General features: G+C 70.5%; 14 protein-coding genes. 2 read left to right on the forward strand and 12 right to left on the reverse strand.

The window, feature by feature from the left end; translation table 11 throughout:
• Positions 1-95 precede the first annotated feature (95 nt).
• The 9 genes from nudC to C4T78_RS18120 all read right to left on the reverse strand — a co-directional run bounded on the left by nudC (position 96) and on the right by C4T78_RS18120 (position 9,527).
• Complete coding sequence (gene nudC / locus C4T78_RS18075; protein ID WP_093349127.1) at positions 96-1,022, reverse strand: NAD(+) diphosphatase; 927 nt, start codon at positions 1,020-1,022, stop codon at positions 96-98.
• 25 nt (positions 1,023-1,047) lie between these two features.
• Positions 1,048-2,415 carry a M16 family metallopeptidase gene (locus C4T78_RS18080; protein ID WP_093349130.1) on the reverse strand — a complete coding sequence of 456 codons (1,368 nt, stop codon included), beginning with the start codon at positions 2,413-2,415 and terminating at the stop codon, positions 1,048-1,050.
• Positions 2,412-3,731 carry a M16 family metallopeptidase gene (locus tag C4T78_RS18085; protein ID WP_093349132.1) on the reverse strand — a complete coding sequence of 440 codons (1,320 nt, stop codon included), beginning with the start codon at positions 3,729-3,731 and terminating at the stop codon, positions 2,412-2,414. The genes C4T78_RS18080 and C4T78_RS18085 overlap by 4 nt, the downstream gene beginning before the upstream one ends.
• 80 nt (positions 3,732-3,811) lie before the next feature.
• Complete coding sequence (locus tag C4T78_RS18090; RefSeq protein WP_093349135.1) at positions 3,812-4,630, reverse strand: ESX secretion-associated protein EspG; 819 nt, start codon at positions 4,628-4,630, stop codon at positions 3,812-3,814.
• A 79-nt stretch (positions 4,631-4,709) separates the two neighbouring features.
• Positions 4,710-6,179, reverse strand: coding sequence for a PPE domain-containing protein (locus tag C4T78_RS36460; protein ID WP_177247477.1), 1,470 nt, complete (start codon positions 6,177-6,179; stop codon positions 4,710-4,712).
• A gap of 18 nt (positions 6,180-6,197) precedes the next feature.
• Positions 6,198-6,731 (reverse strand): DUF3558 family protein, encoded by a 534-nt coding sequence (locus C4T78_RS18105; protein WP_235863255.1) that lies wholly within the window; start codon positions 6,729-6,731, stop codon positions 6,198-6,200.
• Positions 6,731-7,141, reverse strand: a complete 411-nt coding sequence (locus C4T78_RS18110; RefSeq protein WP_093349140.1) for a hypothetical protein — start codon at positions 7,139-7,141, stop codon at positions 6,731-6,733. The genes C4T78_RS18105 and C4T78_RS18110 overlap by 1 nt, the downstream gene beginning before the upstream one ends.
• A gap of 177 nt (positions 7,142-7,318) precedes the next feature.
• A complete protein-coding gene (locus C4T78_RS18115; protein WP_235863258.1) occupies positions 7,319-7,861 on the reverse strand; it encodes a DUF3558 domain-containing protein in 543 nt (180 codons plus the stop codon).
• A 49-nt stretch (positions 7,862-7,910) separates the two neighbouring features.
• Positions 7,911-9,527: a DUF2207 domain-containing protein gene (locus C4T78_RS18120; protein ID WP_093349143.1), complete on the reverse strand. Its 1,617-nt coding sequence runs from the start codon at positions 9,525-9,527 to the stop codon at positions 7,911-7,913.
• Positions 9,528-9,918: 391 nt separating this feature from the next.
• On the opposite strand from C4T78_RS18120, the gene C4T78_RS18125 reads away from it, so the two are divergent.
• A complete protein-coding gene (locus C4T78_RS18125; RefSeq protein ID WP_093349145.1) occupies positions 9,919-10,887 on the forward strand; it encodes a neutral zinc metallopeptidase in 969 nt (322 codons plus the stop codon).
• A 214-nt stretch (positions 10,888-11,101) separates the two neighbouring features.
• On the opposite strand, the gene C4T78_RS18130 is transcribed toward C4T78_RS18125, so the two are convergent.
• Together C4T78_RS18130 and C4T78_RS18135 are read right to left on the reverse strand one after the other, a co-directional pair.
• On the reverse strand, positions 11,102-11,530 hold the full coding sequence (locus C4T78_RS18130; protein WP_093350049.1) for a hypothetical protein: 429 nt from the start codon (positions 11,528-11,530) through the stop codon (positions 11,102-11,104).
• A 70-nt stretch (positions 11,531-11,600) separates the two neighbouring features.
• The gene (locus C4T78_RS18135; RefSeq protein ID WP_235863374.1) at positions 11,601-12,596 is read right to left on the reverse strand and encodes a potassium channel family protein; all 996 of its coding nucleotides are present in this window, start codon (positions 12,594-12,596) and stop codon (positions 11,601-11,603) included.
• 263 nt (positions 12,597-12,859) lie between these two features.
• Here C4T78_RS18135 and C4T78_RS18140 point away from each other — a divergent pair, with 263 nt between their 5' ends.
• The gene (locus C4T78_RS18140) at positions 12,860-13,387 is read left to right on the forward strand and encodes a hypothetical protein (protein ID WP_093349150.1); all 528 of its coding nucleotides are present in this window, start codon (positions 12,860-12,862) and stop codon (positions 13,385-13,387) included.
• A gap of 19 nt (positions 13,388-13,406) precedes the next feature.
• Here C4T78_RS18140 and C4T78_RS18145 read toward each other — a convergent pair whose 3' ends face one another.
• Positions 13,407-14,015, reverse strand: coding sequence for a hypothetical protein (locus C4T78_RS18145; RefSeq protein WP_235863259.1), 609 nt, complete (start codon positions 14,013-14,015; stop codon positions 13,407-13,409).
• Positions 14,016-14,042: the final 27 nt, after the last annotated feature.

Consider the following 14,042-nt stretch of genomic DNA (forward strand, 5'->3'; position numbering starts at 1 on the left):
TCGACCGCGGCAGCGGGAACGCACGTTCGAGCTGAATCGGAAACCCGGGCCCGAGGACGGGGCCGGTCGGCACGGGTTCGACCGGCCCCGTCGGATCAGCTCTGCCAGGTCGCCCAGCCGCGGATCATGCGGTAGGCGATGGAGACGCCCGGCGGCAGGCGGAGGCCGTCCACCGCGGCACCTTCGGACTGCAGCGCGGCCAGCACCGTGTCCCGGTGCACCCAGCGGGCGTCCTCGATCTCGCCGTCGGCCGGGACCAGCGGCGCCGAGGGGTCCGCGATCGCCGCGAAGCCCAGCATCAGCGAGCGCGGGAACGGCCACGGCTGGCTGCCCAGGTAGCGGACGTCGGAGACGTCCACCCCCACTTCCTCCGCGATCTCGCGCGCGACGCAGGCCTCCAGCGACTCGCCGACCTCCACGAACCCGGCCAGCACCGAGTACCGCTCCGGCGGCCAGTTCGGCTGGCGGGCCAGCAGCACCTGGTCGCCGCCGTCGTGCACGAGGCAGATCACCGCGGGGTCGGTCCGCGGGTACTCCTCGCGGTCGCACCCCGTGCAACGCCGCGCCCACCCGGCGCGCACGCGGGTCGTCGCCGCCCCGCACACCGCGCAGTAGCGGGCGTTGTCGTGCCAGCTGAGCAGGCCGACCGCGGTGGTGAACAGTCCCGCGTCGGTGTCGTTGAGCAGCCCACCGCCGTTGCGCAGGTCGAGCCAGCCCTCCTGCGCACCGTCGTGGTCGCTGCGCAGCGCCCAGTAGCTGGTCTCGCCCTCGACGCCGAGCAGCACCGCTCCGGGAGCGGGGCGCTCACCGAAGTCGCAGGCCGGGTGGACCACCAGTCCCGAGCCGGTGTCGATGCGGGTGCGGCCCTTGGCGTCGACCAGCAGCACCTTCCCGGTCGCCCACAGCTCCGCCCCGCCGTCGGAGGCGTCCCGCAGCTGCTCCCGCCGGTCCACAGTGGACCGCGACAGCAGCGGTGCGGAATCCAGCTGGAAACCCGTTCCAGCGAACACGTTGGAGGTCATTCGCCCGCCTCACCGAGTAAACCGATCACGGCAGCACCACACCACCGAGCAGCCGCAGCTGGTCCGCCAGCAGGTCCGCGTCGCCGACGACCACGCCGGTGAAGGAGGTCGGGGCCAACCGCTCGGCCGCCTCGGCCACCTGCTCGACGGTCACCTCGCGCAGCCGCTCCGGGTGCTCCACCAGCCATTCCTGCGTCAGCCCGGCCACCGCCAGCGCGACGAGCGTGGAAGCCATCCCGGACTGCGAGGCGGTGGAGGTGAGCAGGCCGCCGATCGCGTACTGGCGGGCGGACTCCACCTCGGACTCGGTCGGCGGCACCAGCGCCAGCCTGGCCAGCTCGTAGCGGGTCTCCAGCAGCGCGGCCGCGGTCACCTCGCTGGCCGTGTCAGCGTCCACCAGCAGCGTGCCGTTGCCCGGGGTGAACTCGAACGAGGAGTGCGCGCCGTAGGTGTAGCCCTTGTCCTCGCGGATGTTCTCCACCAACCGCGAGGAGAAGTACCCGCCGAAGGTCAGGTTCGCGATCTGCAGCGCCGGGTACTGCGGGTCGGTGCGCGGCAGCGCCTGCGCGGACAACCGCAGCTGCGACTGGACCGCTCCCGGCCGGTGCACCAGCTTCACATCGCCGCCCCGCACGACGGGCAAGGGCGGCAGCGCGCGGGCGCTGCGCTCGGACTGCCAGCCGCCCAGGATCCGCTCGACCGTCGCCACCGTCTGCTCCGGGTCGATGTCACCGACGAGCACCAGCACCGAACCGCGCGGCAGCACCGACTCGGGGTGCAGGGCGCGGACCTCTTCCGCGGTGACGGCGGCGACGTCCTCGGCTTCCGGCACCTCCCGGACGAACGGGTGATCGCCGTAGCGGCGGCGCTGCAGCTCCTCCCGGGCGATCACCCGCGGCTGCGAACGCGCGACGGCGATCCGCTCGACCAGTCGGCCACGTTCCCCGGTGATCTCCTCGTCCAGGTAGGAGGCGCCGGTCAGCGCGTCGGCGAGCACGTCGAGCAGCGTGTCCAGGCCGGTGGCCAGCGCGTTGCCGTAGACGCTGAGCCGCTCCGGGTCGACCGCCGCGTTCAGGTCGCCGCCGACGGCGGCCAGGTCGGTGTCCATCTGCACGCGGCTGCGGCGTTCGGTGCCGGTCAGCAGCGTCTCGGCCAGCACCTCGGCGCGCGCCGGGTGCTCGGGGTCGTCACCGGCGAACGGGATCCGCAGGCGCAGCTCGACCATCGGCACCACGCCGTGGCGGGCGGCGATCACGCGCAGCCCGTTGCTCAGCACGGTGTCCGCGATGGCGGGGAGCCGGCCGGTGCGGGGTTCGCCGAGCGGCGGCAGCGGCCGCGGGCCCAGCTCGGTGCGGCCGATCTCCTCGGCGCTGCGGTGCGTTGCGCGGGTCATGCCGCACCTCCGTTCTCGTCACCAGCGGGTTCGATCTCCAGGACCGCGCGGGCATCGGACCGCAGCGCCTTCGCCGCCGCGGCGACGTCCTCGGCGCTGACCTCGCCGATCCGCTTCGGCAGCTCCGAGATCAGCTCGGCCCGGCCGTGCAGCAGCTCGGCGCTGCCCAGGTCGAGCGTCCGGGAGATCACCCGGTCGTGCTCGCGGTAAAGGCTGGCGGCCCAGCGGGCGGTGACCCGGGACAGCTCGTCGGCGCTCGGGCCGTCGGCGGCCAGCTTCTCCAGCTCCTCGTCGATCGCGCCGACGACGCGGTCCAGTCCGACCTCCGGGGTGTGGATCGCGGTGATGGTGAAGGTGTCGGGGTCGCGGGCGTCCAGCGGCGCGCCCATCAGACCGCAACCGGCGTGCACGTCGACGACCAGCGAGTCCTGGTGCAGCAGGCGCTGCTGCAGGCGTGAGGCGTCGCCGTCGCTCAGGATCGCGGCCAGCACCACGTCGGCCAGGTAGGCGTCCAGCTCACCGACCGGGTCGGGCAGCCGGTAGCCGAGGGCCACCGCGGGCAGCGGCGCGTGCGCGTCGACCTGCTTGCCGCGCACCTCACCGGCCGGGAACGGCTCGCCGAACGACGGCCGCGGCGCGACCTCGCGGGCCGGGACGTCGCCGAAGTGCTTGTGCACCAGCTCGGTGGTGCGCTCGACGTCGATGTCACCGGCCACGGTGAGCACCGCGTTGCCGGGCGCGTAGTAGGTGTCGAAGAACGCGGCGCAGTCGTCGACCGTCGCCTGCTCCAGGTCGGTGAAGTCGCCGTAGCCGTTGTGCGCGTTGGCGAAGGTCGAGTACAGCACCGGGGGCAGCAGGATCCACGGGAACCCGCCGTAGGGCCGGTTGAGGACGTTGAGCCGGATCTCCTCCTTGACCACGTCCACCTGGTTGCGCAGGTTCTCCTCGGTGATCTTCGGCGCCCGCATCCGGTCCGCCTCGAGGAACAGCGCCCGCTCCAGAGCGGCCGACGGCAGCACCTGGTAGTAGTCGGTGTAGTCCTGGTGCGTCGAACCGTTGAAGGTGCCGCCGGACCCCTGCACGTGGCGGAAGTGCGCGAGCTTCTCCAGGCTCTCACTGCCCTGGAACATCAGGTGCTCGAAGAGGTGCGCGAAGCCGGTGCGCCCCTCCGGTTCGGAACGGAAGCCCACGTCGTAGTGCACGCTGACACCGACCACAGGAGCCTGCCCTGACGCTTGGCCCGCTGCCGAGTCCGGTGCCAGCACCACGCGCAGCCCGTTGGGCAACGTAACGCGATGCAGCTGGGGTTCGACCATGCCATGCAGCCTACGTGCGGCGCATATCGCGGCGCGTGCCCCCTTCGCCACGCTTCGGAATCACCCGTGCGCAGAGCGCTTCAGCGCACCTGCGCGATCATCCGGTCGATCTCCGCCCCGATCGTGCGGGCATCGGCCGGGGTGAGCATGTAGATCTGCTCACCGGTGTTGCCGCGCACGTTGTGGTCCAGGTAACGGCCATCGGGCTCGACGTTGTCGAACCACTTGACGATCGACGAGCGCTTCGTCCGGCCGTACTGGTCGCGGAGGTTTGCCGCGAGCTGCCCCAGCCGGACGTGCTGGGCCCGGCCGATCGCCTGGTACAGATCGTACTCGCGATCACCGCTGCTGCCCCGCTGCTGCGTCGCGGTCTGCATGTAGCTGTCCTGCTGGTCCTCGTCCTGCTGGTCCGGGCGGAACGAGCTGGCGGGCACTCGAGCCGGTCCGCGGTTGCCCGGCGGCGCGGGCGGAAGCGTCGGCAACAGCACCTGCGGCAGCGGAACGCCTTCGTGCACCTCGACGGTCAGCATCCCGCCGTGGGCGGGATCTTCGCTCGGGGTCTGCACCCCGAGCACAACCCGGTTCCCCTCCGTCACCGCCGCGACCGTTCGCCAGCAGTGGTCCTCCCCGATCTGCGGGAACCAGATCGAGTCCACCCACAGGAACGGACGGGCGAGCAGCTTGAGGGCCTCGGCCAGATTCGGCTGGATCTCGTCGTTCACGAGGATCCCCGCAGCGGTCATGCGCTCGATCTCCGCCTGGGCGATCCGGCCGAGCTGCTCGGTGGTGCGCCCGAAGGAGCGGCTGTTCAGCGGGAGCGTCAGCGCGTCGATCTCCAGGTACTTGAGGACGACGTCGAGATGAACCGGCAGCAACTGCCAGCGACCCAACACGCTCACCGTTTTGTTCCTCTCTCAATTAGTAGTGGTCCGGTGACGGCTCGAGAGAGCCATCACCGGACCACATCCTGACGTGCTGTTACTCACCCAGAACCGGGGGTGCGGTCTTCGGCATGTCGTTCATCCAGATGTCCTCCTGCTCCTCGAGCCAGGACGGACGCTCGTGCTCGTCGTCCTCGCCGCCCTGACCGCGTTGACCAGCAGCACCCATACCGCCGCCCATCATGCCGCGGCCACCACCGGCGCCCCGGGCTCCAGCAGCACCGGCGCCAGATCCCGCGCCCGCTCCGGCAGCGCCTCCAGCACCGAGTCCGCTGGCTCCGGCTCGGCCGCCAGCGGCCATCCCGGCCCCGGCCGCACCAGCACCGAGGCCACCGGCCATACCGCCGACCATGCCAACGCCACCCGCTCCAGGACCGCCACCACCGGGGAGGCCGCCACCAGGGCCGCCACCACCGGGCAGACCGCCGCCAGGGCCGCCGATTCCGGGAAGCTTGGGCGGATCGGCCCATGCGCTGCCTGTTCCTGACGGCGGGGTGTAGCCACCGGGGCCAACGCCACCCGGGTAGCCGCCACCTGGGTAGCCACCGCCGGGACCGCCACCACCCGGGTAACCACCGCCGGGACCACCACCACCGGGCAGACCACCGCCCGGATAGCCGCCGCCGGGACCACCACCACCGGGCAGACCACCGCCAGGGCCGCCGCCACCGGGACCGCCACCGATCCCACCGCCGTCACCAGGACCACCACGACCCCAGTCAGTGGGGGGCTGCGGCGGTGGCGGCGGAGGGGTGACGACCTTGCCTTCGGGAGTCTGGAACGCCGGCATCTGGGCATCGACATTGGTGAAGGTCGGGCTGTAGACGCGCCCCATGGTCTCCTGCGCGGCCTTCTCGGCCTCTTCGCGCTCCTTCATCTGCGCGAGCGCGTCACCACCACCGCCGAGCGGGCCGAGCGCGATCGTCGAGGCGGCCGTCCGCCCCCAGCTGTGGCCCTCCGGCTCCGGCACCGACGTCTTGACCTGACCCGCCGCCGAACCCACGGTCTTCAGGTTGTTACCGGTCATCTCGAAGGCGTTGCCACTGCCTTCCATCCAGTTCTTGACCGGTTCACCGAGCGTCTTGGCCTGCTCAGCGGCCTCTCCCTGCCAACCGCCGCTGATGATCTCCTTCAGCTTGGCATCGAACTGCGGACCGCGTTCGCGAAGCGCCTTGCCCAGCTTCACCCAGGCTTCTGCGGTCTTGTCGACCTCGCCCTCGTTGATCGTGTCCTGGTTCGTCCGGTAGATGTCGGCATGGCTGAACCCGGACCAGTTCACGCACTGGGAAATTCCAGGCGGGTCGTAACCGACGACACCGTCCTGCAGCGCCTGGTTGCGCTGCGCCAGCTCATTCCGCTCGTTCTGACCGTCCTGCGAAGCCTGCTGGGCGCGCTCCTTGGCCTCCTTCTGGGCCACGGTGTCGTACCCGAAGACACCCGCTCCGGCGTCGTGGATGGTGTTCCCGACGTCGCTGATCCGGTCTCCGACCCAATCCCCAAATCCCATGACTCCCCCTAGCTCCTATCACTCAGGAAGTCTCGGCTCGATCTGCCGCGCGACCTTCTCCGCCTCGCCGCACGGATCAGCGACCGAATCCCTCATCAAGCCCGTCACCGTCACGATGACCGTGCCGCCTCCAGCGTCGAGGAACGCTGAACAAATGCCTTGCCCCTCCGACCCCTTGGTCACACCGTTCGCCGCTTTCCTGCCGTCGATCTCGTACGGCGTCAGCGAGCCGAAATTGCCCTGCTTCGTGTAAGCGTCGAACGCGGTGTCGGGAGCCTTGTAGAGCGTGACGTCCTTGACATCGCCTCGGAAGTTGCATCCCGGCTCAGTGTCAATCGTGCTGTCCGGCTCGCCCGGGCCTTGTACCCCGAAAGCGGACAGATCGCCTGCCGTGAAGAAGTTGCAGACGTCGAAATCAGCCAGACCCGAGCTCTGGGCCGCGGAAGTCTGCGGCTGCTCGCCGCCTCCGGTCGATCCACCGGAACAGGCGGACAGCCCAACCAGTGCCAGACCTGCTGTCGCCACGATCAAGGAGCGGGAGTACAAGCTCACTACATACCTCGCTGAATGTCTTGGGCGTGCTGTTCGTCGATGGCACGGTAGTCCTTGGCCGCGGCACGGTAGGCATCCGCCATCTTCTGCAACTCGTCCTGCATCTGACGAATCAGGTCCACTGCCCCGGATTCCGAGGTCGTGGCCTTGTCGACGAAACGTTGCGTCAGGTCGCGCCCGTCCGGATATTCACCGAGCCCCGTAAGTCGCGTGATCTGATCGCTTCTGCGGACGAGCTGCTGCAACTCGCGGATTTCGTCCTCGCAGTGCTTGGCTGCCTTCTCCGCGGCATCCGGGTCTAGGGCGAGCATCCCCGACCCCACCTGCTGATTCACCCACTGCGTCTGCGCGGCGACGGCCTTGATCCCCTCGGCTGCCCCAGCAAAGCCTGCACTGCCTGCGTTTGTCATCCCAGACCCCTCTGGACTCTGCGATCTCCCCCACGAACCGTGGACACTCTAGCTTGACGCAGGCCGCACCGGAACGGTTCCCACCAGCCTCGATCCCGTCCGACATCACTCGTTCAGCCTCAGATCACAAAGCCATCACACCTGCTGAGGAGGTGTAACGCTCTCGCCGCCCCAGCCTCAGCGAGGCAGCCGCGAAGCGGTCGCGGCAGCGATCTTCTCCGCTTCAGCGCAGGCATCCACCGAGTCGGCGAGTCGCCCGGATACCCCATAGATCACGACGCCTCCACCAGCGTCGACGAGCACGTTGCAGCCGCCAGTGGCACCACCGCCCGGAACGTTCGCCACAACACCCGAACGTCCGCCCACGGACTGCTTGTCGTACCGCTCCCAGTTGCCGTTCTTCTCGTACGAAGCCACGGTTTCCTCGACGTTCTTCTGGAGGACCAGCCCCATCTGCCCGCCCTTCCAGCGGCATCCCGGCTCGAAGCTCACCGGCGTGAACTCCTCGGCCTGGGCCTGCAACCCCCACGAGCTGAGCTCATCGGGCTTGAAGAACGTACAGGGGTCGAACTGCTCCAACCCAGCACCGCTGACCCGCTCCGTCGGCTTCTCGGAGCTCGCTTCTCGGGTCGAATCACCAGCTGTGCCGCTGCACGCGGACAGCCCGACGAGGGCAACGCCAGCGGTCAAGACAACGACAGACCGGACCAGTCTCTGCACTGAAACCTCACCTCGGATCAACCAACGTTCTGCGCACCAACTGCCGTGGTCAGCTTTTCAGGGTTGTGTTGAGCTTTTCGGTTAGTTGGGGGAACACTCGGCGGAAGTTCTGCAGGTTCGGGGCTTGGGGGGCCGCGTACCAGTACAGGCCCGGGGTTCCGTCCGCTGCTGGGTCGAGTTCGGCGAATTCCGCCAGCCAGCGGTCGGTTTCGCCCAGGACCAGGGCGTACGGCAGGGAGCGGGAGAACACCGTTTCGCGGTCCGCTGCGGGCAGCGAGTTCGCCGAGACCTCGTGGAGGTAGCCGCGCAGGCCTCTGACCTGCATGACCAGCGCGCTGCCGCGGCGGGTGCGGGCGGGCATCAGGCGGGCGCTGGCCACCATCGCGATGCCGCCGAGCACCACGCCCAGGCCGAGCAGGGCGACGGAAGTCGTCAGCGCCAGGGCGGCGGTGAGCGCCGCGCCACCGATCGCGACGCCGATTCCGCTCCACCAGAACAGGTTCCGGTCCGCGTCCGGGCGGCGGGCGAACCACTCCTTCTCCACGACGTCCGCGTACAGCGCGTCGCGGACCCCGGACAGGTCCAGGCCGCGCAGCTGGGACAGGCGGACCTCCGCCGCTTCGCCGACCAGCAGGTCGTGCACCGCGCGCTCGAAGGGGCGCAGCGCGTCGTCCGCCGGGTTGATCCGGACGATCCGCCAGTCCTGGCCGGGCAGCTCCTCGATCCACAGGTAGTTGCGGACCGCCAGGTCGATCACGGTCGCCGTCACGTCCACCGGGTCGACCCGCTCGTCGACCACCGCACCGATCTGGCCGGGCAGGACACCGTCCGGGGAGGCGAAGGTGACGCCGCCGCGCGAGTCGGTCATCAGCACCTCGACGCGGCCGACGTCCTCGCCGAACGCGCGGACGTCCCGGCCGCGGGCGTACCAGACCAGGCCGAGTCCGCCGATCAGGACCAGCCCGATGGCCGCCAGCCCGACACCGGTCCCGGGTGTCAGCGAGAACGCCTTCGCCAGGCTGAAGTACTCCTCGGTCACCGCCGTGGCCGGGACCGTGCCCGCGGGCAGCTGGAACGTGATGTCCATCCGGTCGCCGGGTGCCAGCCCGTAGGTCATCGCCCGCATCTCCTGCGTGTGGGAGATCTCGAACTGGTCGCAGCGGTGCTCGCTGCCCAGCGGGCCGGCCAGGCACATGATCGCCTGCGGGACCTTCGGCGACAGCAGCGAGACCTCGACGCGGCTCACCGGCGCGTTCCACCCGCCGGACACCTGCCAGCGCACGGCCTGCAGATCGCCCGCGTCCGCCACGGCGCCGTGCACCACGTACTTCAGCGTCGAAACGCCGGGTTGCAGGGTCATGCGCACCTCGTCGGCGCCGACGTGCACCTCGCCGCCGTCCAGCGAGGCGTCGGTGACGGTGAAGACCCGGTCCTCGCCCGGGCCGCTGGACTGCCGCAGCGGCATGGTGCGCGACACCGGCTGACCAGGAGGAACGACGATCTGCTCGGTGACCGACACCAGTCCGTCGCGCTCCAGCTTGAGGTGCACCTCACTGGCCACCTCGCCGGGCAGCGCGTCGACCGGTCGTTCCTGCGCAACGGCCGCGTTCGGCGCGCCCAGCAGCAGCGCGGTCAGCGCGAACAGCAGTCCCCGTTTGGTCAACACGGCCCGAACGATAGCGGCCCGAAGCTATTCTCTGGTCCGCAACGGGCGAGATCGATTCGAGGAAGTCCGGGGAGCGCACGGCCCGGTGGCGGACCGCTGAACTCCGCTCGATCGTCCACATTCGACACACCGCGAGGAAGACCGCATGACCCAGCCGCCTCGGCCGCCGCACGGCCCGCAGCCGCCACAGCAGCCGTGGCCGCCGCAGCAACCTCGCGGTGCTCATCCGCGCCCGCGCGGGGCGCAACCGCCACCGGGTCCCGGCCCGCAGCGCCCGCCGTTACCCCCGCCCGGAGTCCGGCCGGTTTCCGGCCCGCGGCCGATGGGGCCGCCCCCTCCGATGCCACCGCGCGGCGCGGCTCCGCACGGCCCACCACCGCCGATGCCGCCCATGCGGCCGCCGAAGCGCAAGGGGAACGGCGGCGTGATCATCGCGCTGGTGCTGGTCGGCGTGACGCTGTGCGGCATCACCCTGGTCGGCGCGATGGCCTCCGCGATCACCTCCGATCGCGCCTCGGACTACGACAGCAGCCCCACCAGCGGGACGAGCTCGTCCGGCACCCGCACCACGACCTCGCGCACCACCAGCTCCTCGACGACTTCGAGCACCACCTCGGAGACCAGCGGGTACGACGAATCGACGCAGGTCCGACCGGTGGCACGGCTCGGTGATCACCCGATCAACATCCAGAACAACGGCGCGGTGAACACCCCGTGCGACCTGCCCACCTTCCGCACCGACGTCGAGTCGCAGGACCGCTTCTACCAGGCCGCGCTGCCGTGCCTGGTGGAGGCGTGGCGGCCGCTGCTGGAGGAGGCCGACCTGCCGGTCCGCACCCCGAAGGTGGTCACCAGCGGCAGCGACTTCGAAACCCCTTGCGGCACGCGGAAGTGGAACCAGACCGCGATGTACTGCCCCGGCAGCCACACGATCTACATGACCGCGCGGTACTACGCCGAGAAGGAGCAGCTCGTCGAACCGGGCGCGTACCTGGGCCAGTTCGCGCACGAGTTCGGCCACGCGGTGCAGGGCATGTCCGGGATCAGCACGGCCTTCGGCGACGCCGCCTACGACGCGGGCGGCCGGGACACCCCGAGCGGGCTGGAGCTGACCCGGCGCTCGGAGCTGCAGGCGACCTGCTTCGGCGGGATGACGCTGGCCGCGCTGCAGAACGGCGGGGTCAGCAACGACTACATCTTCCCGGCCCTGTACGACTCGCGCGGTCGCGGCGACGAGCACTCCAACGTCCGCGATCACGGCACCACCAAGAACAACAACGCGTGGGTCGACCAGGGCTTCTACAAGAACGAGATCACCCAGTGCAACACCTGGCTGGCCGACGCCTCCGACGTCAGCTGAGCGCTCGTTCGACGGAGCCATCCACGCTTTTGCAAGCGGCGCCGGCCGCTTGGGCCTACACAGAATGACACCGGCGGGTTCTGAGTGGTTTCCTGGCGAGGACGGCCCCTCCGCCGTGTATTGGGCATACGTCAGGAGGGGCACCCGCAGTCCAGGGAAGCACTCAGGTTCCGCTAGGTGACCACCTGAGCAACGCGACCACCAACAGTTCGGGTCAGCGCCTGCCGAGCATCAGGGCGTAGCCGCCGCCGGCGACACCGGCCAGGGTGAGCAGGATCCAGTTGGCGCGCTCGGCGAGCTCGTCGAGCTGCGAGTCGTTCGCGGTGGCCGGGCGGACCACGAGTTCCCCGGTCACCTCCGCCGGAACCAGCACCGGCAGCTGCTGGCCGCGGCTGTGCCCGCACCCGTCGAACCGCGCGCGGCGGAGTTCGCCGCCGATCTCGACCTCGACCAGGTCGCCCGCCGCCGCACCGCCGCACGGGCTCGACTCGACGACGGTCGCCGTCGCCGGGCGCAGCTGCGCGCGTCCCCGGTCGGCCGCCGCCACCAGCGGCCACACGGCCGCGCCGGCCAGGACGATGCCGAGCAGGCCGAGCACGAGCAGGATCGGCGCGACCGACGCCGAACCTCGTTGCCTACCCACGACACCGATAGTGCCAGGGCGCCGGCGGTTCACCACGAGCAGTCGCGGGATCACCGACCGTGCGACCGGATCACGGCTCTGCCGGGGTCACCTTCTTCACGTAGAGCAAGCGGTCGCCGGATTCGATGGCGTCGGCTTCGGGTGCGTCCACCCGGTACAGGTGTCCTTCGCGGACCACGCCGAGCACTATGTCCGACAGGTGCCGCGGCGAGCCGCCGATCTCCTGCTCCTCGACCTCCCGCTCGGCGATCGCCAGCCCGGCGTCCGGGGTGAGCAGGTCCTCGAACATCTCCACCACGGACGGCGTGGAGGTCGCCATGCCGAGCAGGCGCCCGGAGGTCTCGCTGGAGACCACCACGGAATCCGCACCGGACTGCCGCAGCAGGTGGACGTTCTCGGCCTCCCGCACCGCCGCGACGATCTGCGCCTTCGGCGCCAGCTCGCGCGCGGTCAGGGTGACCAGCACCGCGGTGTCGTCGCGGGCCGGGGCCACCACGATGGCCCGCGCTCGCGTCGCACCCGCGACCCTCAGCACGTCCGAGCGGGTGCCGGAACCGTTGACCGTGACCAGCCCCTGCGCGGAAGCCGCCTCCAGCGCGGTGTGGTTGGTGTCGACCACCACGATGCGGCCGGGCTCGGCGCCTTCGCCGAGCAGTGCGGTGACCGCCGACCGGCCCTTGGTTCCGTATCCGACGACGACCACGTGGTCGCGCACCTTGGACCTCCAGCGTTGGATCTTGAACGCCTGTCGCGAGCGCTCGGTGAGCACTTCCAGTGTGGTACCGACCAGCACGATCAGGAAGAGCACCCGCAGCGGGGTGATGACCAGCACGTTCACCAGCCGGGCCGAATCGCTGACCGGGGTGATGTCGCCGTAGCCGGTGGTGGACAGCGTCACCGTCGCGTAGTAGACGGCGTCGAGCAGGCTGAGCCCGTCGCCCGCGTTGCTGTCCTGGTAGCCGTCGCGGTCGAAGTAGACCAGCAGGACCGTGGCCGCCAGCGCGAGGCTGGCGCCGATGATGCGGCGGGTGATGGAGCGGACCGGGCTGATCACGCTGCCGGGCATCCGGATCACGCCGACCAGCGCGTGGTCGGGCCGGCTGGTCAGCTCGTCCTTGTCGGCCCGCCTGCCGATGAACGGCTGCGCCAGCGCCTTGGGACCTCGCCGCATCATGAACGCCCCCCGACTCCGCGACAACTCACGGCGCAGAACAGTAACCCCGCGCGCAAGCCCACCGGGCTCCGGCACCCCGGGCGGGATCGAAGACTTCTCCTGCCGAGCGGAAGACCTCCCCTCGGATCGGGGGCCCGGCGTTCTACCATGCAGAAGTGCAGCAGCTTCAGCACGCGGCCCGCGCCCTGGGGTGGGACGGCCAGCTGATCCCGGACGTGGAGGTCCTCGGCGCGAAGTTCGCCGCCGTGGTGCGCATCCGCCAGGACGTCCACCAGTGGCGCAGTCGCCACGGTTGGGCGCCCGAGCTCAATCCCGCCTGGTTCCGGTCCTGGTCCGAGCCCAGCACGCACGACCACGTGCCGGTGCCCGCGGTGGACCTGCTCGGCGCCCTGGTCCCGGTGGCCCACCCGCGATTCGCGCTGCGCGCGTGCGGAACGCTGCTGACGCTGGCCCCGTGCGCGGTCGTGCTCCCGTCGAACCAGCCGTACCGCCCGCTGCGCATGCTCGAACTCGACTACTACGGCGTGGGCGTGGTCAACGCCGCACCCGAGAGCCCGGCCGAGCTGGTGCTCGCCCCGGAGGACCGCACGGCCGAGTTCGGCTCGTCGCTCTTCGGCCGCTGGCTCCTGGAGGTCCTCTACTCCCGCCTCCTCGAACTCCCCCAGCTCACCGAGAACGCCTGACCGGCGGGAGGATCGCGGCTCAGGCCAGCGCGTACTCGTGCCAGTTGAGGCCTTCGGAGTTCCAGCGCATGCCGTGGCCCTCTTTGAGCATTCGCAGCGCCTGCATGGTGTGCGGCCAGCGGCGGATCACGTTGGCCAGGGCGACCGGCGTCATCAGGTCCGCGGTGCGGCGGTGCTCGCCCGGGCCGAGGAGCGCGACCCCGCCGGGCGTGGAGACGATGTCGGTGAGCGCGGTCTGACCGGACAGCGCGGCCTGCTCGACGCTCAGGATGGTGTGCGGCTGGAGTTCTTCGGGCCAGCTGCGGCGGTCGATGTCCGCGGCCACCGGCTGGTCGCAGGAACCGCACTCGCACGCGGACTCGCCTGCCCAGCCGTGCTGCTTCCACGACCACACCGCCGCGGCGCCGACGCCCAGGTCGGACAGCGCGGCGACGTGCGGCCAGGCCCCGACGACGGCGCTGAGCAACGTCTTCTTCGACGGGCGCGGGGATTCGCCGGGACCGTCGAAGGACCAGGTGCCCGCCTTGTCCCGGTGCACCCGGACCAGCGGGGCGCGCATCGCGAGCACGTCGGCGTCCACGTGCACTTCGGATTCCGGTGGGGCGCTGAGCTTCCAGTGCGTGTTCATCGCGGGCATACTGTTCCGCCGCGCCGC

This window comes from Saccharopolyspora kobensis (assembly GCF_900108315.1).
Classification (GTDB): domain Bacteria; phylum Actinomycetota; class Actinomycetes; order Mycobacteriales; family Pseudonocardiaceae; genus Saccharopolyspora; species Saccharopolyspora kobensis.